The sequence below is a fragment of the Bradyrhizobium sp. SZCCHNPS1003 genome (assembly GCF_032381555.1).
Classification (GTDB): domain Bacteria; phylum Pseudomonadota; class Alphaproteobacteria; order Rhizobiales; family Xanthobacteraceae; genus Bradyrhizobium.
Map to the genome: position 1 here is coordinate 20421 of NZ_JAUHIU010000012.1, position 23678 is coordinate 44098.

The following is a 23678-nucleotide window of genomic DNA, read 5'->3' on the forward strand; positions in this document are numbered from 1 at the left end:
TCAACTCCAGTCGCCACCGACTTTGCAGCTCAGGCCGCGGTCCGGATCGTCTGCAGGAAGTCGGCGACATTGCTCTTCAGCGAAGCGGCCTGCTGCTGCAGCGCGGCGGCCGCCGCCAGCGCAGCTTCAGCGCCGGCATCGGTCTGCCCGGCCACGTTACGCACGTCGCCGATCTCCTGCGTGACCGCCGCCGTGCCGCTGGCCGCCTGCTCGACGTTGCGGGCGATCTCGCTGGTCGCAGCCCCCTGCTGCTCCACCGCGGCGGCGATCGCATTGGAGATCTCGGCAATCTCCCGCACGGTCGTGCCGAACTGGGCGATCGCGCCGACCGTCTCCTGCGTCGCGCTCTGGATGGTCGCGATCTGGCTCGAGATCTGCTCCGTCGCCTGCGCGGTCTGCGAGGCGAGGTTCTTCACCTCGCTCGCGACGATCGCAAAGCCGCGGCCGGCCTCGCCGGCGCGCGCCGCCTCGATGGTGGCGTTGAGCGCCAGCAGGTTGGTCTGGCTCGCGATCGCCTGGATCAGCTGCACGATGGTGCCGATCCTCTCCGCCGCGCTGGACAGCCCGTCGATCAGCTCGGATGTCCGCTGCGTCTCGTGCGTGGCCCGGGTCGACACCGTGACCGAGCGCTGGACCTGGGAGGAGATCTCCCTGATCGAGGCCGCGAGCTCCTGGGTCGCCGAGGCCACGGTCTGCACATTGACGGAGGCCTGCTCGGCCCGGCTGGCGACCGCTTCCGCAAGGCCACGGCCGCGTTCGGCGACGCGCGCCAGCTCGCTGGCGCTCTCGCCCATCTCGGTCGCACGCCCGCCGACGCCGGTGATGACGCCCTGCATGCCCTGCTCGAATCGACCAGCCAGATCGGACATCATGCGGGCGCGCTCGGCCTCCGCAGCTTCACGCTGTGCCGCGGCCTCCTGCTCCATGCGGCGTACAGCAAGCGCATTGTCACGGAAAATCTCCACGGCGCGCGCCATCCGGCCGATCTCGTCGCGCTGCTCGCCGCCGGGAATCGGCTGATCCAATTCGCCGGCCGCCAGCGACTGCATGCGGTCGGTCATGCCGCGGATCGGGTTCGACACGCTGGCGCCGATCAGCCAGGCCAGCACCGCTCCGAATATCACGGCTGCGGCTGCCGTCACGATGATGGTCTGCTTGGTATCTTCGACCGCGACGCCGGTCCTCGCGGCCTGCTCTGCGCGCGCCGCACCGAGCTGCTGGTTGATCCGGCTGACCTGGGTATCGATCGAGGCGCTCGCCTTGGCGAGCTCCGCCTGCTTGGCGCGCAGGTCAGTGGCCACCTTGATCACCTCCTCGAGCGCAGCCGCATCCGCCGTGAGAGCCTCTTTCAGCGCAGCAACCAGCGCCTTCAGCTTGGCATCATCGACACCCGCGATCTCGGCCTCCGCATCGGCAATCGCGAGCTTCGCATAGACGAAGGTGAGCCTGGCATCGTCGGCATCGCCATTCGACAACGTGTTGGTATAGCGCATCACCGCGATGCGGACCGCGTCGACGACGCTGGCCAGACGCAACGGATTCATCAACGGCTCGCTGCCCGCGCGATTGGCGAGGGCAACCTGGATGCCGCCCATGTTGATTCCGGCGACGGCGCCCAATGCGTCGGTCTTGGTCGTCGCCGCGCGCAGGCGGTCCACGGCCTCGGCCGCGGCAGCGAACGATGAGCGATAGGCCGCCAGCGCGCTTCGCACCGGGCCCATGCCGTCAGCCAGCACCTTCAGCCTGCCGGACTGCTTCTCGACCTGATCGGCGAGACCGCCGACGGCGTCGATGGCCTTGCTGGCCGCATCCTTGTCACCGACGTTCCAGGTACGGATGAATCTCTCAACCGCGCCGTTGGCAGCGAGCAGCGCGGCACGCACCTGCGACATGCCGGCGTCCCCGGCCGCGCTGGTGACGAGTTCGTCCACGGTGCCGCCGATGCGCCCGACCTGGATCATGGCGAAGCCGCCGAGCAACACCAGGAAGCTCAGGATCAAGGCAAAGCCGCCGAAGATTCGCGGGCGGACACCGATCCAAGACATCAGAGAAGACAATTTCATCGATTTGCCCGGCTGTTTCACGGAGTGGACCTGATAGTGGCGAGCAGCTCCTTGCCGAAGCGCTTCTCGAAGTCGGGATCGAGCGGCCTGACCGCATCGACGAAGGTCTTGCGATCGAACGTCTCGATCACCTCCATGCCGCCCTTGCGCAGCTCATCGAGCTTCTGCGCATCGAGCTGGGCCTGCCAAGTGACCTCCGCAGCCGCCTTGGCGGCGGCAACCAGCGCGTCACGGTCCGCCGCATCGAGATGATCGAACATCGCGCGGTTGGCGACGAAGGCGATCGGCGCGAAGAAATGGCCGGTGAGCGTCAGATATTTCTGCACCTCGTCGAAGCGATTGGCCGCGATGGTGGCGACCGGATTTTCCTGACCGTCCAGACGACCGTCCTTGAGCGCTGCATAGACCAGCGGAAAATCCATCGGCATCACGTCGGCACCGAGCGCCTTGAAGGTCATCTGGTAGACGGGATTGGGGATCACGCGGATCTTGAGGCCCTTGACGTCATCGACGGTACGGACCGGACGCTTCGAGTTGGTGAGATTGCGAAAGCCCTGCTTGCCCAGCGCCAGCAGCACCAGTCCCTTGTCGGCGAACTTGGCGCCGATCGCGGCGGCGACCGGCCCTTGCGCAACCGCCTTGGCATGCGCGGTGTCACGGAACAGGAACGGGATGTCGAAGACGCCAAGCTCGGAAACGACCGCGCTGGCGATGCCGCCGGACACCACGGCCACGTCCACCGCGCCGCTCCGGGTCGCAGCCAGCACCGCCGCCTCGCTGCCGAATGCGTTGCCCGCACGCTCATCAATGATGAGCCGCTTGCCGGCCAACGCCTGCAGCTTCACGCGAAATTCGTCCGACCCGATCTGCTGCGGGTTCTGAATCTGCGAGTTGAAGACCAGCGACACCATTCGCGGAGACGCCGTCGCCGCTTGGGGTCCGAGCAGGGTTCCCACCAATGCCAAGAAACAAACTTCAAGCAGCTGTCTGCGCATGAAACACCGGGTTCGTTTTTCCTCGATGCACAACTACCAGCGAGATATGGTTAAGATGTTAAGACGCGATTCCCGTCTTGCCCGCTTCAGCCATTCACTCCCTGATAGTCACATGCGATACGGCCGTAAAACTACGGAGACCGCCGAGTTCACCTGTCGATCCAAAGCCTGAGGCGCGGCGCGATACTTGATTTCTATTTATCGAAAATGGTGAGACCAAGCCGCTGCGCAAGAGCGGCAGGCTCGATCATCGGCGCATGGCCCCTGACAGCATCACTCGCGTGCCGGCAACCGTAGGAACAGCCATCAGCAGTGCATCGGCGACGTCCGCCGCCGCGATGGGCTTGTAGTTCGCCGGAATCAGGAAGCCGATGATGCTGTTCAGCCTGTTGCCCCATTCCTCGCCCGGACGACTCGGCTGTCCGAGCTCCGCCCGCGGGCCGACCAGCAGCGAAGGCCGCGCGATCACCAGGCCCTCGAAGGGCAGCGCGGTCAGATCGTCCTCGAACTCGCCTTTCACCCGGCTATAGAAGACGGGCGAGCTGCTGTCGGCGCCCATTGCGCTGACCAGACCAACGCGTCTCGTGCCGCTCGCGAGCGCGGCCTTGGCGACGGCGAGGTTCGCGTCGTGATCGATGGCGCGGAAGGCGGCCTGGCTCCCGGCCACCTTGATCGTGGTCCCGAGTGCCAGATAGAGCTCGTCGGCCGGCGGCAGGGACGGCAGCGCGGTGAAATCCACGACATGCGCCGTCAGCTTGGGCGAATGGTCAGGCGGCGCGCGGCGGCCGACGACATGCACGCGATCCACTGTCGGGTCGGCAAGCAGGCCGCGAAGAAGCTCCCGTCCCACCAGCCCGGTCGCGCCGGCAATGATCACGGTCCGGTTCGTCATGCTCGGTCTCCACTCGCGGCCCGCCGAGCAAGGTAAGCATCACCGCACAGATAGGGAAGACCGACACGCCGCCGAATGGCATGACGCTGCAGACATGACGCCGCAGAGGGGGCATGTCCTCCGCGGCGCCTCATCGCCATCCGCCTCAGGCGCCCTTGCGCCGCTCCGCCGCCTTGGCCATCGCCGCCGCAAGCGCGCCGCCGCCCGACGACTTCTCCTCACGCGTGGTCATGCGGGCCGCTGGCGGCCGTGCGCTGGTCCGCTTCTCGCCCTTCGCCGGCAGCGGATCAGACAGCCGAAGCGTCAGCGAGATGCGGTTGCGCGGCACGTCGACGTCGAGGACCTTCACCTTCACGACCTGCCCCGGCTTCACCACCTCGCGCGGATCATTGATGCGCTTCTCGGACATCGCCGAGATGTGGATCAGGCCGTCCTGGTGCACGCCGATATCGGCAAAGGCGCCGAACGCCGCGACGTTGGTGATAGTCGCCTCCAGGATCATGCCGGGCTTGAGATGGGTGATCTTCTCGACGCCCTCCTGGAAGGTGGCCGTCTTGAACTCCGGACGCGGATCGCGGCCGGGCTTCTCCAGCTCCTTGATGATGTCGGTGACCGTCGGCACGCCGAAGCGCTCGTCGGCGAACTTCGTCGGGCTCAACGCCTTCAGCACCTTGGTCTCACCAATCAGCGCCTTGATGTCGCTCTTGGTCGCCTCGAGGATCTTCTTCACGATCGGATAGGATTCCGGATGCACGCCGGAGGCGTCGAGCGGATTGTCGCCGTCGCGGATGCGCAGGAAGCCGGCGCATTGCTCGAACGCCTTCGGTCCGAGCCGCGGCACTTCCTTCAGCTTGTCGCGGCTCGGGAACGGGCCGTTGCTGTCACGGTGCGCGACGATGTTCTGTGCGAGGCTCTCCCCGATGCCCGACACGCGTGCGAGCAGCGGCGCCGAGGCGGTGTTGAGGTCGACGCCGACGGCGTTCACGCAGTCCTCGACGGTGGCATCGAGCGCGCGTGCCAGCTCATACTGATTGAGGTCGTGCTGATACTGGCCGACGCCGATCGAGGCCGGCGGTACCTTGACGAGCTCGCCGAGCGGATCCTGCAGGCGGCGCGCGATCGAAACGGCGCCGCGGATCGACACGTCGAGATTGGGGAATTCCTTCGCGGCGAACTCCGAGGCCGAATAGACCGACGCGCCGGCTTCCGACACGATCGCCTTGGTCAGCTTGAGATCCGGCTTCAGCTTCATCAAATCGTTGACCAGCTTCTCCGTTTCACGCGACGCAGTGCCGTTGCCGATCGCGACCAGCTCGATGCGATGCTTGATGCAGAGCTGCACGAGCGTCAGCATGCTCTCGTTCCACTGCCGCTGCGGCTCGTGCGGATAGATCGTGGCGTGGTCGACGAACTTGCCGGTGCGGTCGATCACCGCGACCTTGACGCCGGTGCGGAAGCCGGGATCGAGGCCGAGCGTGGCGCGGCCGCCGGCGGGAGCAGCGAGCAGCAGATCACGCAGGTTCGCCGCGAACACGCGCACCGCCTCCTTCTCCGCCTCCTGCCACAGCCGCATGCGGATATCGAGCGCCAGCGAGGTCTTGATGCGGGTGCGCCAGGCCCAGCGCACGGAGTCGGACAGGAACTGATCGGCCGGGCGGCCCTGCCGCGAGATGCCGAAGGTCACCGCGATGCGGTTCTCATACAGCGACGGGTCCTTCGAATCCTCCGGCTCGCCGTCGCCGAAATCGAGCTGCAGCACCTCTTCCTTCTCGCCGCGCAGCATCGCCAGGATGCGGTGCGACGGCAGCTTGGTGAACGGCTCGGAGAAGTCGAAGTAATCGGCGAATTTCGCGCCCTCGGTCTTCTTGCCGTGCCGCACCGTCGCCTTCACGGCGCCGCGGGTCCACATCTCCTCACGCAGCGAGCCGACGAGATCGGCATGCTCGGCGAAGCGCTCGACCAGGATCGCGCGTGCGCCTTCCAGCGCCGCCTTGACGTCCTTGACCGGATTGTCGCCGTCCTTCTTGATGAACGCCTTGGCCTCGACTTCCGGAGCCTTCATCGGATCGCCGATGAGCATGTCGGCGAGCGGCTCGAGTCCGGCCTCCTTGGCGATCTGCGCCTTGGTGCGGCGCTTCTCCTTGAACGGCAGATAGATATCCTCGAGCCGGGCCTTGGTGTCGGCGGTCGCCAGCGCCAGCTCGATCTCCGGCGTCATCTTGCCCTGTGCCTTGATGCTCTCGATGATCGCGGTGCGCCGTGCATCCATCTCGCGCAGATATCGCAGCCGTTCCTCCAGCGTGCGCAGCTGCGTGTCGTCCAGCATGCCAGTCGCTTCCTTGCGGTAGCGCGCGATGAACGGCACGGTCGCGCCGCCATCGAGCAGGTCGATCGCGGCCTGGACCTGGGCATCCCTGACGGCGAGCTCAGCGGCGATGATGGAGGCAAAATTCGACACGGTGTTCTTCCGAGATTCGTGACGGGGCTGATTGGATAGGAGTGCACGCGCGCCAGCGCAAGCGGCTGGCGGACGCTCTGTGGGCAACCGTGACAAAAAAGACCGGTTGCGAATCATGTAAAACGCTGCCGCGACCGGGCCATCGCGTTGCACATGAGGCGCAAATCACTGATTCTTGCAGGCTGAGGGACGATTCGTGCAGGCCACGGCTGCGACATATCTCGACGATCTCAATCCGGAGCAGCGCCGCGCCGTCGAGCATGGCGGTGCGCTGGCCGCACCGGGCCCGCCGCTGCTGATCGTTGCCGGCGCGGGATCGGGCAAGACCAACACGCTCGCGCACCGCGTGGCGCATCTGCTCGTCAATGGTGCCGATCCGCGCCGTATCCTGTTGATGACGTTCTCGCGCCGCGCGGCGAGCGAGATGAGCCGCAGGGTCGAGCGCATTGCCCGCAAGGTGCTGGGCGGCAAGGCCGAGCCGATCACGGCCGCGCTCACCTGGGCCGGCACGTTTCATGGCCTGGGCGCGCGGATGCTGCGCGACTACGCTGAGCGCGTCGGCCTCGACCCCGTGTTCACGATCCATGATCGCGAGGATTCCGCCGACCTGATGAATCTGGTGCGGCACGAACGCGGCTTGTCCAACACGCAGCGACGCTTTCCGACCAAGGGTACCTGCCTTGCGATCTATTCGCGCTGCGTCAACGCCGACATGCCGCTCGACGAGGCACTGGTGCGGCATTTTCCGTGGTGCGCGGAATGGGCCGGCGAGCTGAAGGGCCTGTTCGCGGCCTATGTCGAAGCCAAGCAGGCCAACGCCGTGCTCGACTACGACGATTTGCTGCTGTACTGGGCGCAGATGATGGCGGACGAAGCCATCGCGCGCGAGATCGGCGATCGCTTCGACCACGTGCTGGTCGACGAATATCAGGACACCAACCGGCTGCAATCGCAGATTCTGCTCGGCTTGAAGCCCGACGGCGCGGGACTGACGGTGGTCGGCGACGACGCGCAGTCGATCTACGCCTTCCGCGCCGCCACCGTGCGCAACATCCTCGAATTTCCCGATCAGTTCAGCCCGCGCGCCGACATCATCACGCTCGACCGCAACTACCGATCGACGCAGCCGATCCTCACCGCGGCCAACGGCGTGATCGGGCTGGCGCGCGAGCGCTTCACCAAGAATTTGTGGACGGACCGCACGAGCTCGCGCAAACCGCAGCTCGTGACGATCAGCGACGAGACCGACCAGGCGCGCTACATCGTCGAGCAGGTGCTGGCGAAGCGCGAGGAAGGCATCGTGCTCAAGCAGCAGGCCGTGCTGTTCCGAACGTCGTCGCACAGCGGGCCGTTGGAATTCGAGCTCACGCGCCGCAACATCCCGTTCGTGAAGTTCGGCGGGTTGAAGTTCCTCGATGCCGCCCATGTCAAGGACGTGCTGGCCTGCTTGCGCTTCGTCGCGAATCCGCGCGACCGCATCGCCGGCTTCCGCGTGCTGCATCTGATCCCCGGCATCGGACCCGCGTCGGCGCAGCGCCTGCTCGATGCCATCAGCGAGAGCGCCGATCCGATCGCACGGTTGTGCGAGCAGCCCGCGCCGGCCCGCGCCGGCGAGGATTGGACGGCGTTCGTGCGTGCGTTGGAGCAGTTGCGCGTCTCGGAATGGCCCGGGGATATCGAGCGCGTCAGGCACTGGTATCAGCCGCATCTCGAACGCGTTCATGAGGATTCGGAGGTGCGAACCGCCGACCTGCTGCAGCTCGAACAGATCGCGAGCGGCTATCCGTCGCGCGAGCGTTTCCTCACCGAGCTGACGCTCGACCCGCCCGACGCCACCTCCGATCAGTCCGGCGTGCCTTTGCTCGATGAGGACTATCTGATCCTCTCCACCATCCATTCCGCCAAGGGCATGGAGTGGAATTCCGTGCACATCCTCAACGTCGTCGACGGCTGCATGCCCTCCGATCTCGGCGCCGGCACGAGCGCCGAGCTGGAAGAGGAGCGCCGGCTGCTCTACGTCGCCATGACCCGCGCCAAGGACGACCTGCATCTGCTGGTGCCGCAGCGCTTCTTCGTCCATGGCCAGCCGGTGCGCGGCGATCGTCATGTCTATGCCTCGCGCACGCGGTTCATTCCGGAAGCGCTGGTGCCGCTGTTCGAACGCACCAGCTGGCCGCGGGCGCAGCCGGGCGCGGCGTATGCGAGCCAGGGTCCGCGCATCGACCTCGGTGCCCGCATGCGCGAGCGCTGGCGGTGAGCGGATCCTTCGCCCTCCCTGCTACGAACTGGGCCCTTGCTGCTTGCGCAGTTTGCGTCGTTTGGCCGGATCTCTCGCCGCGCAAGCGGGGCGAGGTAAGCACCGCGCTCGCCGCAGGATCTAATTTCATCACGTCTCGGCTTTCCTCTCCTTCCACTGCGCCCGAAACCACGCCCAGGTCTGCCGCGTCACCGCAATGTAGCCCTCGCCGCGATACTTGATCTCGCCGTCGACGATCGCATGCAGCTTCGGCAGCGCGTGGAACGGCACCGCGGGATAGGCGTGGTGCTCGACGTGATAGGGCATGTTCCAGGCGAGCCAGTGCACGGCGCGCGTGGTGAAGGTGGTGCGGGTGTTCTGGAAGGCGCTCCTGGTATGGTCGCAGCCGGTGTGTTCGGCGTAGAGATAGGGTCGCAACACCAATTGCCCCAGCAGCAGCGGCAGAACCCAGACCCACAGCAACAGCGCGCTGTGCAGCGCGAGCGAGCCGAGCAGCAGCAGCGCGTAGCCGGCGGCATAGGCGCGCGCCTCGCGTACGATGGTGGCGCGGCGGCCGGCAGGCACCCATGGCACCGTCACCTCGCCGGTGATCGCATGTTGCAGCAGCAGTCGCAGCCGGCCGGTCATCTGGACCAGGCCGGAATAGGCAATCGCGAGCTGCGTCTCCGAACACGGCTTGGGGCCGACGATCAGCTCCGGATCGCGCAGGGGATCCTGGGTGTGGCGGTGATGCTCCCAATGGAACAGGCAGTAATATTCATAAGGCAGTCCGATCAGGAAGCCGGAGAGATAGCCGACCGCGAGGTTGAGCCTGCGGCTGTCGAAGGCGGTCTTGTGCGCGGTCTCGTGCACCGCCATGAACAGGAACGCGATGAGCACGCCCTGCACCGGCAGCAAGGGCAGCGCCCACAGCACACCATGCGTCGATGCGATCGCTCCGATCAGCGCACCCACGCCGATGATCGCGCCGTAATGGCTGAGCGTGCGTAGCGCGCCCTGCAGGTTGGAGCGCGTGCAGAGCTGCTGCAGCACCGGCGGTGTCAGCAGCTTCGGACGGGGCGCGAATTCGTCGGTGGGCACGTCGGTCATGTCGAACTCGGGTGTCAGCTCTGGAGAAGGGCGGAGACGTTGGCGTTGATGAAATCGCGGTCCGCCGGGATGCGGATCGGATTGCCCGCGCGGTGGCCGTGGATCGAGGGGATCGGCCGCAGCGCCGCGGAGCGGGCGTTCACGAGCATGGGAAGTTCTCGCTCGTTGTCGCGCCAATCGAAGTAGCGGTCGGTCTGGCCCGGCATCAGCAACATGCGGGCGGTGATCGCGCCGAGCGCACGGTCGAGATCGCCGCCGAACGCCGCGCAATTGCTGATGTCGCCGCCCTGCCAGATCGCGATCTGCGTCAGCAGGTTGTTCGCGTCGCGATGCGCGAAGGCTAAGTCCCAGGTGGCGGCGAGATAGTCCTCCTGCGAGCCAAAGCCCTGCTCGCGCCAGACCTCGTCGCGATAGAACTCGTAGGACATCGCCCAGCCCGCATAGATCCGCCCCATCGCGCGCAGGCCGGCCACCGGCTTCTCGGCGAAGCGGCCGTTGCGAAACGCGGGATCGGCCGTCAGCGCCGCCTTCACCGCGTCGAGAAACAGGTGATTGTAGGGCGAGCAGCGCGCGCTGCCGCACACCACCGCCGCACGCTCCACCATGTCCGGATGACAGGCGGCCCAGTGATAGGCCTGCATGCCGCCCATCGACCAGCCATAGACCAGCGCGATCCGGCTGATCCCGAACGGCTCCTCCACGAGCCGCCGCTGCACCGCGACCGCATCGTGATAGCTGATGGACGGGAACGGCGCGTCGCCGAACAGCTCGCGCGTATTCGAGGGCGACGACGACAGGCCATTGCCGAACAGGTTCGGAATGATGACGAAGTACTTGGTGGGGTCGAGCGCGCCGCCGGGCGCGATCAGCCATTCGGTGTCGATATGCTGGGCACCGAACGAGGTCGGATAGAGGATGACGTTGTCCTTGGCCGCATTCAGCGTGCCGTATGTCTTGTAGGCGAGCCGCAGCGACGGGAACGTCACGCCCGACTGCAACACGACGTCGCCCGCCTCGAAGATCTGATAGTCGCCGCCTGTCGTCATGCGCGTGTGTCCGGGTGAGAGGTGCCTTGAGCCTACGTGATGCGTCACCGGCTCACACGTCCATTTTTTGGCATGGCATGACCGCGCAAGAGGCGCGGGCGGCAATCGCATCAGCCGAGGCCATGGGTTCGCATTCCCGCGGCCTCTCAAGCCCGAGCTCTGTCCGGATCGCCTGCCCTCTGAAACGTAAGGGCGCAGGGAAGACCGGGAGCTCGCCGCCCCCATGGCCCGCCTGCGAAAAAAAGTGCAGGCGGCAGGAACCACAGGTTCGGCTGGGACATCCCGGCCTTCCCTGCGCGATGGTCTTAACAGCTGCTTCGCGCTCTCCCTGGGGACCGGCTGTGTTGCCCCCATCGTCGGCGTGATGCGCTTCCGCACCATCATCCGGCTTGACCTCAGCATCGGGAGGCCAGGACCACGCGACTTGACTGTCCGCATCGGATCGTTCGTCGGCGCGACACCGCGCTGCGACCCGCTACGGCCACCGCATCCCCGCCTCGCGTCTCGTGACGACCGCGCGTACGCCCCTCATCGATGAGGCAGGATGGACGCAGTAGAGCACACTTTCGGTAAAAACGAAAGCAAAATATTCGAGCGCCGAAAGTGTCTCATTCCAGACCATTTGAGCCCCGGTCATTCCGGGGCAAGGCCGCCGGCCTTGAACCCGGAATCTCGACATTGCTTTCCTCACTTCGAGATTCCGGGTTCAATCGCCAACACGCAGGCGCCTTGCGCCTGCGCGCCGACGATTGCCCCGGAATGACGGTGGACACGAAGAGCTTGTCGAAACCTTGTGTTTCGCGTCAGCCGCTTGCAATCCGGCTACGCCCCTTCCAGCTGACGAGCAGAGGCCGTATGACGGCCCGACGCAACGGAATGAGACATGAGCACAGCGATCGAATTCGGCCTGGACACGTTCGGCGACGTCACCCGCAACGCGGAGGGCGCGATGGCCGCCCATGCCCAGGTGATCCGCGACGTCGTCGAGGAGGCGGTGCTGGCCGACCAGCTCGGGCTCGATTTCATCGGGCTCGGCGAGCACCATCGCGGCGATTTCGCGATCTCGGCGCCGGAGGTGGCGTTGGCGGCGATCGCGGCGCGCACCACGAAGATCAAGCTCGGCTCGGCGGTGACGGTGCTGAGCTCGGATGACCCGATCCGCGTGTTCCAGCGCTTCTCGACGCTCGACGCGGTGTCGAACGGCCGCGCCGAGGTCATCCTCGGCCGCGGCTCGTTCACCGAGTCCTTTCCGCTGTTCGGCTTCGACCTCAAGGACTACGAGGCGCTGTTCGAGGAGAAGCTCGATCTGTTCGTCAGCCTGCTGCCGCAACAGCCGCTGACCTGGCAGGGCCAGCTGCGACCGCCGCTGAGGGATCAACTGGTCTATCCGCCGGTCGAGCATGGGCGGCTGAAGGCCTGGATCGGCGTCGGCGGCAGTCCCGAGTCCGTGGTGCGCGCCGCGCATTACGAGCTGCCGCTGATGCTCGCGATCATCGGCGGCGACCCGAAACGGTTCGCGCCCTATGTCGAGCTGTACCATCGCGCGCTCAAGCAGTTCGGCCGCGAGACGAAGCCGATCGGCGTGCATTCGCCGGGCTATGTCGCCGACACCGACGAAGTGGCGCGCGAGGAGCTGTGGCCGGACTACAAGACCATGCGTGACCGCATCGGCCGCGAGCGCGGCTGGCCGCCGATGGGCCGCGACGAGTTCGTCCAGGAGGCCGATCACGGCTCGCTCTATGTCGGCTCGCCGGAGACGGTGGCGCAGAAGATCGCCGCGACGATCAAGGCGCTCGGCCTGTCGCGGTTTCAGCTGAAATACTCAGCCGGTCCGCTGCCGCACGCGAAACTGATGCGCAGCATCGAGCTGTATGGGCGGGTGGTGGTGCCGAGGGTGCGGGAGTTGCTGGGGGAGCAGTAGGCTGCCTACGCGGTCCTTCACCATGTCCGCAACCGCGCCTGGCTCTTGCATCACGGGACCTGGATCAAAGGCGCGACCAAAACGGCTCGTTCAGGACAATCCAAGCGAGCCGATTAATAGAGCCTTCGTGACACGCATCGTAAGCTCGACGTCGCGCGTGCCTGCTCCGATCAAGGGGGAGCAATCCGATCGGCTGCCCGGAGACGGACGACAAGCTTGCAAGCCTGGGGACGAACTGATGTTGCTGAAGATCATCGCGGTGGTTTACGGACTCTGGTTCGTTCAGGCCGCCTTGGAGTCCGGCTTCTACGATACGCCGTCTCACATGGTGAGCTCGACGCTCGCGCTCGGCGGATTGATCGCGCTGTTCGATCACGCCTTCAGTATGGGCTGGCTCTCCGCCAACATCTGGCGGATCGTTGCGCTTGTCTACGTCGCCGACGGCCTGGTCCACGTCGTCCCCAGCGCCAAGGGTCTGATCGAGGCGCAACGTTTCGAGGTGCTGGCGGGCGCTGCGGCGATCAGCTTCGTTTTCCAACTCCCGATGCTCTTCAGCTTGTGGCGATTGTCGTTTCCGTCCACGCGCTCGGATCAGACCGGTCCCGCACGCATGGCCATGCGATAAGCGTCAGGCCCTGTAAGCCTTCGACGTCGCTCACCGCCTCATACCTGCCCGGGCAACAACGGCCCGCGCTCACCTGCCGCCAGCCCTGCAAGCTCCCCGGCCGTCCGCGCCAGCACGCCATCCCACGCCATCGGCTGCCCCTGCCTGAACAGCCGCATGGTCGGATACCACGGGGTGTCGGCGCGGTCGCGCAGCCAGCGCCAGTCGAGCGCATAGGGCAAGAGCACCCAGACCGGGCGGCCGAGCGCGCCGGCGAGATGCGCCACCGACGTGTCGACGGAGATGACGAGGTCGAGCGCGGCAACGGCGGCCGCGGTCTCGGCGAAGTCGCTCAGCAGCGGCGCGAGATCGATGACGTCGGTGCCAAGCTCGGCGAGCGCGGGCGCATCGTCCGGCCGCGGCTCCTTCTGCAAGGAATAGAGCTGCACGCCCGGCATCACCAGCCGCGGCAGCACCGCCTGCGCGGTGAGCGAGCGCTGGCGGTCGCCCTTGTGCCTGGGATTGCCGGCCCAGACCACGCCGACTTTCAACGACGGCGAGCGCCCGAGCACGTTGCGCCACGCGGCCACCTTGATCGGATCGGCCGCAAGATAAGGCACCTCGGCCGGGATCGTCTCCAGCGTGGTGCCGAAGATGCGCGGCAGATCCATCAGCGGCGCCTGCAGGTCGAATGGCGGCAGCGGCGCGCCGCGCGGCACCACCGTCACGCCCTCCAGACAGCGCAGCAGCGGCGCGATCGCCGGCTGCACCTGCAGCACGACCGGACCCCCCGTCATCCTCACGCGATCGATGTAGCGCACGAATTGCAGCGCATCGCCGATGCCGTATTCGGCGAACAGCAGCAACGTGCGTCCCTCAAGCGGCTCACCCTGCCATTCCGGCGCGCCGAAGCGCGGCATGCCCGCGGAGAGATCAGGACAGTCGCGGCCCCAGCGATGCTCGGCAAAGCCGTTCACGAGGTCGCCGCACATCAGCAGGAAATGCGCGTGGTTGTAGCGGGCGAGCGCGTTGTCGGGCGCGAGCGAAATCGCGTGATGCGAGGCCGCCAGCGCGGCGTCGATGTCGCCGGCATTACGCAGCGCCACCGCGAGATTGGCGTAGCCCTTGGCATAGGCCGGATCGGCGGCGACGGCGCGGCGATGCGCCGCGACGGCATCATCGATCTCGCCGCGCAGCTCATGGATGATGCCGAGGTTGGTATGCGCCGGGGCGTGATCGGGCTGCAGCGCCAGCGCGTGCTCGCAGGCGGCGATGGCGGCGTCGAGCTGTCCTGTCCCGCACAGGCAGGCGGCGAGATTGCTGAGCACGACCACATCGGTGGGATCGAGCGCCGCGGCGCGGCGATAGGCCTCGACGGCCTCGGCCGGGCGGCCGGCCTCGTGCAGCGCGTGCCCCAGCAATCGCGCGGCCTTGGCATCGCCCGGCGCAAGATCGCCGGCGCGGCGGTAATGGATCGCGGCGTCAGCGTAGGCGCGCTGCTTGTAGAGCACGTCGCCGAGGGCGAGGTGGAGGCCCGCATCGGCCGGCTGCGCCGCCAGCGCATGCAGATAGGCGGGCACGGCCTCGTCATATCTGGCCTGGTCGGCGAGCACATGCGCCAGCGCCCGCCATGCACCGGGATAGGAAGGCTCGCGCTCGAGCAGCTCGCGATAGGCCGCTTCCGCCTCGGCAAGCCGCCCCTGCCGGTTGAAGGCGAGCGCGAGATTCCAGCGCGCGCGCAACAGCACCGGATCGAGCGCCAGCGCGTGGCGATAGGCGGCTTCGGCCTCGGTAAAGCGCGCGAGCTCCAGCAGCGCGCTGCCGAGCTTGCTGTGGATGGCGGCATCGTGCGGCCTCAACGCTGCGGCGCGCGCAAAGGCGTCGGCAGCGCCGTCGCGCTCACCTTTCACCGCCAGCGCGTCGCCGAGCGTCACATAGGCCGGCGCATGGTTGGGATCGCGTGCGAACACGCACGCCAGCAGCTCCGCGCCGTCTGCCATGCGGCCATCGGCGAAGGCGAGGATCGCGGACAGATGCAGCGCCGGCAGATGATCCGGCACCGCCTGGAGGATGTCGCTGCACAGGGCCTTGGCCGAACCGGCACGCCCGGCATTGTAGTGATCAGCCGCCTCGATCAGCAGCCGCTCGACGGCAACAGCCCCCATGATGTCCTCAACCTCTCGCACTCGGATGCAGAGTTGAACGTGTGGCAGCGCGATTCCAGGCGAGGCTCGGGGCCGAGCCGGCTCAGCCTGCCGCCACCTCCATCCGCATGGCCGCCTTGCGGGCGCGCTCGACGTCGGGCGTGCGATAGGCCGCCTCCGGAATGGTGCCCAGCCGCGAATCGTGAAGGCGCGCGCCCAGGCCATAGAACTGCTGGAAGCTCATGATCAGCGGCCGCCATTTGTCCGGGTCGATGCGGTCACGCGTGCCGTCCATCAGGATGGCCTCGTCGACATGGACCCGCTGCACCCGCACCTCGAAGCACTGGATATGCCCCCTCAGGATCGCGTCGTCGGCGGCGATGCCATGCACCGACTCGATGCGCGCTTCGAGCTGGACCGCGCATTCGGCGACGCGCGGAGCCGCAACGGTCTCCGACGCCGTTGCGGTCAGCCCGGCGGCGGCGAACTTGTCGGACACGTGGCGATAGCCCTTGCGCTGCTTCATCGCCGGCACCGGGTCCGATCCCGTGGTCTGCGCCAGGCGATCGACGGCGGCGACGAGATCGACCGACGGCAGGTTCAGCACGCACTCGCCGGTGCGGCGCATGTTCTGCGGCGTCTTCGATCCGGCGGCGAGGCCCAGCATGCAGCGCCAGCCGAGCCAGAACGCCGACGACATCGGCGCGAGATTGAAGCCGCCGTCCTCATTGACCGTGCTGATGAGGACGACCGGCGTCCCAAAATAAAGGATGCCCGGCTCGATGGTCGTGTGCATGGAAAGCTCTCCAGGGTGATGCATCTCGGCGGCGATTGCGCGCCGCACGGACGGGGCTCAGGCCGCCGTCTCACCCGGAGAAGTTTCTCGATGGCAGCGAAGCGCTCCACCCGATTCCCGAACGGGCCGGATCACGCGTGCGCCGGGTTTGATCTGGAGAGGTCTGCGCGCGCAACGCTGCGGCAGTTGGCGATCCCGGCATGACTCGAACATGCGACCTACGGTTTAGGAAACCGCCGCTCTATCCAGCTGAGCTACGGGACCGGAGCCTGCACCGAAGTGCACCTGCTTCGCCGCCTCCATAGCAGACCCGGCCACCGACCGGAAGCCTCTCCGGTCGTCGCCTGAACCGGACGGCCGGCCCGTGGCACAACGACGCTCGGGTCCGTTGATGGGAAGACGGTGGGAACGCGGCCGCGTGATCCCGGTTGAGGCGGGGCGCCTACCGATCACAGGCCCGTAGGGAGGGGGTGGTTTGACTATCCGGAAGGCAGCCGATGGTCTAAGAGAACGGCGCCGATCCGGACCCCGGCCTTGGGATCGCCGTATTGGTCGTGCCTGAGCGCGTCACGTGGCCGGGCCAGCCGTCCGGCGCGACGAGATCCGCTTCATCCAGCGCGCCTGCCCATTTCAGCCGAGGGAAACAGACAAGTCGATGCTCATCCGATCGGTCATTTCAGGCGCGCTCGCAGCTCTCCTCTCCGTCGCCGCCGCAAGCGCGCAGGATACCCGCCATCTGCTGGAGTCCAAGGAGTCGCTCTACAACAACATCTATGTCTACGAGCAGGCGCCCTACCGCAGCATGACCTTCGGTCACAACCGGCGCATCTATACCGAGAGCGTCTACAACACCCGCGACGAGCTCGATCTGCCGGTCGACTATACCCGCTTCATGACCGCGAGCGTGATGTACGCCAAGGACGTCCGCTCGATCCTGGAGATCGGCTTCGGCGGCGGCCGCACCGCCTGGTACCTGCACCGCTCCCTGCCCAAGGTGCAGGTGACCTCGGTCGAGCTCGATCCGACCGTGCTGGAGCTCGCCAAGAAATATTTCGGCATCAAGGAGGAGCCGAACTTCCACGTCGCCAACCGCGACGGACGGCTGTTCGTGCAGGAATCCAAGGAGCGCTACGACATCATCCTGATCGACGCCTATCGTGGGCCGTTCGTGCCGTTCCATCTGCTGACCAAGGAGTTCTACCAGCTCGTCAAGGACCATCTCGCCGAGGGCGGCGTGGTGGCGCAGAACGTCGAGCCGTCGACGATGCTGTTCGACGCCGCGGTCAAGACCATTCACAGCGTGTTTCCGCAGGTCGACTTCTACGAGGCCGGCGGCAACATCGTCATGGTCGGCTATCTCGGCGACGAGCGGAAGCCCGAGGATCTCGCCGCCATCGCGCAGGAGCGCGACAAGGAGTTCGGCTTCCGCTACAAGCTTGCCGAGATGCTGGCGCAGCGCAAGCGCATCGACATCGACGGCGGCCAGGTGATCGATGCAAACGCCAAGGTGCTGACGGACGACTTCGCGCCGGTCGAGGCGCTGAAGAGCATCGAGCGCCACAACAGGAAGCTGCCGTGAGCGCGCCGGTGTCACGCTCGGGCCTGCTGGCGATCTATCTCTGCTCGTTCCTGGTCGGCTGCGTGCTGATGGGCTTCGAGATGCTCGGCAGCCGCTATCTCAACCCGTATTTCGGCAGCGGCATCGGTGCCTGGGCCAGCCTGATCTCGACGGTGCTGTGCGCACTCGCGATCGGCTATTTCGCCGGCAGCGCCATCGTCGACCGGCAGCCGACGACGCGCACCATCGGCACCATGATCCTGATCGCCGCCGCCTACATGGCGCTCGTGCCGGCGACGGCCGACATCGTCATGGCCGACATCCTCGACACGGTCGGCGACGGTCCGGCGGCCACGCTGATGGCCTCGACCGCGCTGCTGCTGGTGCCGCTGACCCTGCTCGGCACCTTCTCCCCGATCGCCGTCAGCCTGTTGACGCGCTCGGCCGACGAGGCCGGCCGCGTCGCCGGACTGGTCTACGGCGTCTCGACCATCGGCAACGTCGTCGGCACGCTGGTCACGACCTTCGCGCTGATCCCGACGATCGGCTCGCGCGCGATCACCTATTATTTCGCGGTGGCGCTGGCTGGCTGCGCCGGCATCCTGTTCATTCCATTCGGCAAGAAGACGTCCTGATTTTCATTTTGAAGAGCTTCTCGATGACTGAGTTCTGGCCTCGCCTGACCGCTACGGTGGCAATGGCGGCATTGCTGTTTGCATCCCCCGCGGCACGCGCCGCAGAGGCGCAGATCGAGCTCTGGGACGGGCAGCGCGCGATGGCCCATATCGCGGACCTGCTGAAATTCACGCCGCGATCGATGGGCGAGCCGGGACATCAGAAAACGATCGACTACATCAAGGCGGCGATGGCCAAGAGCGCGGCGGACGCGGTGCTGACGCAGAGCTTCACCGCCAAGGGCGACGACGGCAAGACGATCCCGCTGACCAACATCATCGCCCGCTTCCAGGCGCAGAACCCGCGCCGCATCATCGTCGCCACCCATTACGACAGCATCGTCAAGGCCTATCGCGACCCGAAATCGCCGGACGCACCGATGCCGGGGGCCAACAACTCCGCCTCGGCGGTCGCGCTGCTGCTGGAGACCGCACGCGTGCTGTCGCTGTCGCCGAAGCCCGACGTCGGCATCGACATGATCTTCTTCGACGGCGAGGAGGGGCCGAAATCGCTCGGCGCCGGCGATCCGACCTGGCGTCCGCTGGGCTCGCCGCATTTCGCGGCCAATCTGAAGACCTATTATCCGGCGCACAAGCCGGAGAAGGCGGTCGATTTCGACATGGTCTGCGACAAGGATCTCAAGCTGCAGCCGGAGCCCTCGTCGCTCGGCTCGGCGCTGCCGGAGGTCAAGAAGTTCTGGAGCATCGGCAGCCGTATCACGCCACAGGCGTTCTCGCCGGAGCCCACAGCGTATCCGATCAGCGACGACCACACGGCGCTGCAGCAGGCCGGGATTCCGAGCTTCCTCGTCATCGACTTCGACTACGAGCCGTATTTCAACACCACGCAGGATACGATCGAGCAGTGCTCGGCGCAGAGCCTGGAGACCGTCGGCCGCACCCTGCTGCGCTACCTCTATACGCCTTGATACGCCCGAGCTGCGGCAGGCGCCGCGCTCACGCCGCCCACGGCCGCGCCGTCGCCGCGTCCGGCGCGACTGCCGATGCGCACGCCAGCAGACCCGGCACCAGCGCCTCGGCCGCCTCCGCGCCCGAAATCACCACGGCCTCGACGCCCGCTCCGGCATTGCCGCCGCCGGCGATGACGAGATTGCGCACCGGCGCCTTGGCGCCCTTCAGCCGTCCCGACCGGGCCACGCCATAGATCGCGCCGGCGCTGGCGAGGTCGTAGCGCGCATAGGTCACGGGGCTGGCGTCGGTGCGGTAGACGATGTGCTGCGACAAGCCGGGAATGATGGTCTCGGCGGCCGCGACCATGGCATCGCCGAGCTGCTGCTTGCGCGCCTCGTAGTCCGGCGAGCGGCGCCACGCCTTCCAGTCGTCGCCGCCCTCGCCCGGAAACCAGCCCTTGGCCTGCTCGTGAGGAACGAGGGTGATGATCGTCATCGTCGCATGTCCGTCAGGCGCCGCCGACGGATCGAGCTTGGACATCACCGCGAGGCCGATCCCCATCGGCGAGTCGAGATGCGTGGTGGGCGCGATGTCGGGCACCATGTCGAGGCCGAGATGCACCGAGAAGCACGACGTGGCCGGCGCGAGGGTGCGGGCACGCTCACGAAAGACGGCGGGCAGATCATCGGGCCTCAGAAGCTCGGTCAAGGTGCGGCCGAGATCGGCATTCGAGACCACCGCCTGCGCGCGGACCGCGCGGCCATTGCCGAGCACGACACCGACGGCGCGGCCGTCCTCGACCAGGATGCGCGTGACGTTGGATTTCAGATGCACCTCGCCGCCCCGGGCGGTGACCGCCTCGGCGAGCACGTCCGCGAGGTGGCCGGAGCCGCCGACCGGATAAAAGCCGCCCTTGAAGTAGTAGCCGAAGATCGGGACCATCTGGGCGCAGCTCAACTTCTCGCTGCCGTCGCCGAGATAGCCCGACAGCGCATTGAGATAGGCGATCAGCTCGGGATCGGAGACATGGGCGGCGACCAGCTCGTCAAACGGGCGGTTCATCCAGCGGTACGCCTGCGGATGCTTGCGCGGGAAGGCCAGCATCTCCTCCAATGTGGCCGGCATGCCGGGAATGCCGCTGCGGCCCTGCCCCGTCGCATACATGCTCTCGAAGATGGCATGGATGGTGTCGAACAGCCGGGTCAGCCCATCCGCGCTGGCGGGAAACATCTCGCAGAGCAGTCGGACATAGGCGCGCCAGTCCTCGGGCACGTCGATGCGGCGGCCGGCGAGACGGTAGGAGTGGATGACCCGCTTCCACTGGATGCGGTCGGCGACGCCGAGCCGGCGCAGCACGCTGTCGACCGGCCCGCCGGGCCAGACGCCGGAGAAATCGTGCGGCCCGGCATCGAAGCGATACAGCACCGGCTTGTTGTCGTGGTGGGCCTTGCGCAGATAAGTGTGGCAGAAGCCGCCGGGCACGACGTGGTGGTCGAACACCTTCACCTTCAGCCCGGACTCCGCGAGCAGGGCTGCCGCCGTCAGCCCGCCGATGCCCGCGCCGATCACCGCGACGTCGCACTCGGTGTCGGCCGCTTGGGTGAAGCTCGGCGCCGGCCATTGGCACTCCTCGCGCGCGGCCCGCATGCGCAGCAAGGCCTGGCGAATCGCGAAGTGCGGGCCGAAGATCGAGATCAGCGCGCCGCCGACGACGATCATCGTCGTGATCCAGGAGGCGACGCCGGCCCAGCGGCACAGGCCGAGCACGAGGAACAGGACGCCCCAGAGCCCGGTCATCATCATGTTGATCAGGTGGAACTGGGGCGTCGCGGCGCTGTCGGCATAGGCCGACCGGGAATAGTCCGCTGTCCAGGGACGGCCGACGGCGAGCGAAGCGAAGCTGATGAGGCCGAGCGCTGCGAAGGACAGCCACAGCGCATTGCCGGCCGTCCAATTCGGCGCGACGTCGTTGGCGATCGCCAGCACGACGAACAGCGCGAGGCTTTTGAGTTCCAGCAGCGCGAGCTGGCCCCGGGAGGCTCGCCAGACGTTGGCGGCCAGCGCCAGGCCCAGCGCGGACCACACCGCCCATGCCGGCTGGTGCCAGGCCAGTAGCGCCCAGAACACGACGAACGGCAGCAGCGCCAGCTTGACCGTGAGGAACACTTTCATGGCAGCCTCCTCGGCGCCGGACGCGGCGCAGTTCATCTTTCCATTGTCAAGATATTCATAGGTGCGCTCGCCCGGTTCCGTCAACACCAATCTTTCCATCGTCAAGATTAGTTTCGTCAACTACGGCGGGATGAAAATGGTGGAAAGATGCTGCGTATCGTTCCGGCGCCACAGCAAGGTGCGATTCACGAGCGGCACCGCCGTCAATGCCGACCCGACTGTGGCAACCAGATCACGGAACCACGGCAAATAAAGAAGAAAGTCGCAAATTACGCAGCATTGGAGTCACACCTCGCCGCAAAATGGCGACAATCTCCCGTCATCTGAGGCGGGGAGCCGCTGAGGATTGCCGTTCGTGTACCTACCCCGCCTGCCAGTACTGATCTTTGCAGCGATCACCTGCTTGCCCGCCGTGCAACCTCCACGCGCGCACGCAGAGTGGTGGAGCCGCTCCCCGACGGATTTCGAGGAATGCGCCGACGCCGCCGAGAAGTCGGCCTCCAAGGAGGAGAAGACGGCGGCGCTGGCGCAGTGCAACGCTAAATTTGCCGGGAGACGGAAGCCGGGCGGCGGCTATGTCTATTACGACTTCATGCAGGATCGCAGCTTCGACATTGCCGGTCCCAATCCCACGGCCGAAGAGCAGAAGTTCATCGACCAGCAGTATACGCAATACCTCGAGCGCCAGCGCCACGCCAACATGAGCTCGGCGATGATGTCGCGGCCGCAAACGCAGGACCTCCAGCCCTCGCTCCGGGACATGACGGCGCGGGCCGCGATCGAGCCGCCGAAGCCGGCCATGCCGGCCCCGCCGCCGCAACGGCCGAGCAAGCCGCCGGCTTCGTCCGCGCAAGGCGGATTGCCACCGCCGACGTCGAACGTGGAGGCACGCGCCCGCATCAAGGCGGCGCAATGTGCCAAGGACGGCTGGCGCCGCGATTCGTTCTCGTGCAACTTTCCGGTCCTGTCCGAGAAGCTCGACGAACTGAAGCGGATGTTCACCGGCCCGAGCCAGACCGCGGCCGCGCCGCCCGGGGCCAAGGCGCCGAAACGGGCCGAAGCCAGGAACTGAGCCGCGCGCGACACGTTCCCCCTACGCGACCATTCTGCACGCGGCTTGTAACGCCGCGTGCAAGCCCATAGGTTTTATCGGCGTGGGGCGCAGGAGGCAGGGTCATGGGTCTACTCGATATCCTCAACGGCATGCAGAACGGCCCGAACGGGCCGAGTCATCCGACCACGCAGAAGAGCGGCGGCATGTCGCCGATGACGATGGCGATCCTCGCTTTGCTGGCGTGGAAAGCGGTGAAGCATTTCTCGCAGAATGGGCAGCAGCCGAACGCGGCGCCTGCGCCGGTCCCGCCGCCCCAGCCGACCGGGAATCAAGGCGGTGCGCTTGGTGGCGGATTGAGTGGCGGCCTCGGCAACATCATCGCCGGCGGCCTGGGCGGACTACTGGCGGGCGGCGCGGCCGGCAGCGTGCTGTCGGGCGGGCTCGGCGATCTCCTGCGCCAGTTCCAGGACAAGGGCCATGGCGACACCGCGAACTCCTGGGTCTCCCCCGGCGAGAACAAGCCGATCTCGCCCGGCGATCTCGCCAATGCGCTCGGCGCCGATCAGATCGATCAGCTCACCGCGCAGAGCGGGCTGTCGCGCGAGGAGCTGTTGAACGGGCTGAGCCAGTACCTGCCGAAAGTGATCGATCAGCTCACGCCGGACGGGCGGCTGCCGACCGAGCACGAGTTGGCGGGCCGGATCTGACGCTCCGCGATCGCTGACGGGAAGGACGACACTCATGCTGCACATTCTGATCGTCGGGCTGGTCGCCGGCTTCCTGGCGCGGCTTCTATCGCCGGGTCCCAACAATCCCTCCGGCTTCATCCTGACCATCGTGCTCGGAATCCTCGGCGCGTTCCTCGCCACCGCCATCGGGCAGGCCATCGGCCGCTACGGCCCCGACCAGGGCGCGGGCTACGTGACCGCGACCCTCGGCGCGGTCGTGGTGCTATTCATCTGGAACAGGCTGGTCGCCAGCGGCGCGATCCGCGATTTCAATCGGTAACCGCCTCACGCCACGTCATTGCGAGCGACCACAAG

General features: G+C 66.7%; 18 protein-coding genes and 1 tRNA gene. 9 read left to right on the forward strand and 10 right to left on the reverse strand.

The features are described 5' to 3' along the window. Positions 1-29: 29 nt before the first annotated feature. From QX126_RS20400 to QX126_RS20415, 4 genes are all read right to left on the reverse strand, one after another. Entirely contained in the window at positions 30-2045 is a 2016-nt protein-coding gene (locus QX126_RS20400; RefSeq protein WP_315783240.1) for a HAMP domain-containing methyl-accepting chemotaxis protein, read from the reverse strand. Positions 2046-2080: 35 nt separating this feature from the next. Further along, a complete protein-coding gene (locus tag QX126_RS20405) occupies positions 2081-2974 on the reverse strand; it encodes a TRAP transporter substrate-binding protein (protein WP_315783242.1) in 894 nt (297 codons plus the stop codon). A gap of 331 nt (positions 2975-3305) precedes the next feature. Then, entirely contained in the window at positions 3306-3950 is a 645-nt protein-coding gene (locus QX126_RS20410; protein WP_315783244.1) for an NAD(P)H-binding protein, read from the reverse strand. Positions 3951-4095: 145 nt separating this feature from the next. Next, the gene (locus QX126_RS20415; RefSeq protein ID WP_315783246.1) at positions 4096-6408 is read right to left on the reverse strand and encodes a Tex family protein; all 2313 of its coding nucleotides are present in this window, start codon (positions 6406-6408) and stop codon (positions 4096-4098) included. A gap of 196 nt (positions 6409-6604) precedes the next feature. On the opposite strand from QX126_RS20415, the gene QX126_RS20420 reads away from it, so the two are divergent. After that, positions 6605-8665 (forward strand): ATP-dependent helicase, encoded by a 2061-nt coding sequence (locus tag QX126_RS20420; protein ID WP_315783248.1) that lies wholly within the window; start codon positions 6605-6607, stop codon positions 8663-8665. Positions 8666-8794: 129 nt separating this feature from the next. Here the strand turns inward: QX126_RS20420 and QX126_RS20425 are convergent, their stop codons facing one another. Then, positions 8795-9754: a fatty acid desaturase gene (locus QX126_RS20425; RefSeq protein WP_315783250.1), complete on the reverse strand. Its 960-nt coding sequence runs from the start codon at positions 9752-9754 to the stop codon at positions 8795-8797. A 14-nt stretch (positions 9755-9768) separates the two neighbouring features. Beyond that, positions 9769-10800 carry an alpha/beta fold hydrolase gene (locus QX126_RS20430; protein WP_315783252.1) on the reverse strand — a complete coding sequence of 344 codons (1032 nt, stop codon included), beginning with the start codon at positions 10798-10800 and terminating at the stop codon, positions 9769-9771. A gap of 883 nt (positions 10801-11683) precedes the next feature. Here QX126_RS20430 and QX126_RS20435 point away from each other — a divergent pair. Continuing rightward, complete coding sequence (locus QX126_RS20435; RefSeq protein ID WP_315783254.1) at positions 11684-12721, forward strand: LLM class flavin-dependent oxidoreductase; 1038 nt, start codon at positions 11684-11686, stop codon at positions 12719-12721. Between the two features lie 157 nt (positions 12722-12878). Continuing rightward, on the forward strand, positions 12879-13346 hold the full coding sequence (locus QX126_RS20440; protein WP_315783256.1) for a hypothetical protein: 468 nt from the start codon (positions 12879-12881) through the stop codon (positions 13344-13346). Between the two features lie 38 nt (positions 13347-13384). Here QX126_RS20440 and QX126_RS20445 read toward each other — a convergent pair whose 3' ends face one another. From QX126_RS20445 to QX126_RS20455, 3 genes are all read right to left on the reverse strand, one after another. Then, on the reverse strand, positions 13385-15490 hold the full coding sequence (locus QX126_RS20445) for a tetratricopeptide repeat protein (protein ID WP_315783258.1): 2106 nt from the start codon (positions 15488-15490) through the stop codon (positions 13385-13387). A gap of 82 nt (positions 15491-15572) precedes the next feature. After that, a complete protein-coding gene (locus tag QX126_RS20450; RefSeq protein WP_315783260.1) occupies positions 15573-16265 on the reverse strand; it encodes a flavin reductase family protein in 693 nt (230 codons plus the stop codon). Positions 16266-16452: 187 nt separating this feature from the next. Then, positions 16453-16529 (reverse strand) — tRNA-Arg (locus QX126_RS20455). A gap of 391 nt (positions 16530-16920) precedes the next feature. On the opposite strand from QX126_RS20455, the gene QX126_RS20460 reads away from it, so the two are divergent. From QX126_RS20460 to QX126_RS20470, 3 genes are read left to right on the forward strand one after another with little or no spacing between them, the layout of a single operon-like run. After that, positions 16921-17844 carry a fused MFS/spermidine synthase gene (locus tag QX126_RS20460; RefSeq protein ID WP_315756937.1) on the forward strand — a complete coding sequence of 308 codons (924 nt, stop codon included), beginning with the start codon at positions 16921-16923 and terminating at the stop codon, positions 17842-17844. After that, complete coding sequence (locus tag QX126_RS20465; protein WP_315756936.1) at positions 17841-18458, forward strand: fused MFS/spermidine synthase; 618 nt, start codon at positions 17841-17843, stop codon at positions 18456-18458. The genes QX126_RS20460 and QX126_RS20465 overlap by 4 nt, the downstream gene beginning before the upstream one ends. A gap of 23 nt (positions 18459-18481) precedes the next feature. Further along, a complete protein-coding gene (locus tag QX126_RS20470; RefSeq protein ID WP_315783262.1) occupies positions 18482-19426 on the forward strand; it encodes a M28 family peptidase in 945 nt (314 codons plus the stop codon). 28 nt (positions 19427-19454) lie between these two features. Here QX126_RS20470 and QX126_RS20475 read toward each other — a convergent pair whose 3' ends face one another. Next, positions 19455-21581, reverse strand: a complete 2127-nt coding sequence (locus QX126_RS20475; protein WP_315783484.1) for an FAD-dependent oxidoreductase — start codon at positions 21579-21581, stop codon at positions 19455-19457. A 355-nt stretch (positions 21582-21936) separates the two neighbouring features. On the opposite strand from QX126_RS20475, the gene QX126_RS20480 reads away from it, so the two are divergent. From QX126_RS20480 to QX126_RS20490, 3 genes are all read left to right on the forward strand, one after another. Next, positions 21937-22653, forward strand: a complete 717-nt coding sequence (locus QX126_RS20480) for a hypothetical protein (protein ID WP_315783264.1) — start codon at positions 21937-21939, stop codon at positions 22651-22653. Positions 22654-22757: 104 nt separating this feature from the next. Further along, the gene (locus QX126_RS20485; protein ID WP_315783266.1) at positions 22758-23342 is read left to right on the forward strand and encodes a YidB family protein; all 585 of its coding nucleotides are present in this window, start codon (positions 22758-22760) and stop codon (positions 23340-23342) included. Positions 23343-23376: 34 nt separating this feature from the next. Beyond that, positions 23377-23643: a GlsB/YeaQ/YmgE family stress response membrane protein gene (locus QX126_RS20490; protein ID WP_315783268.1), complete on the forward strand. Its 267-nt coding sequence runs from the start codon at positions 23377-23379 to the stop codon at positions 23641-23643. The last annotated feature ends 35 nt before the right edge of the window (positions 23644-23678 follow it).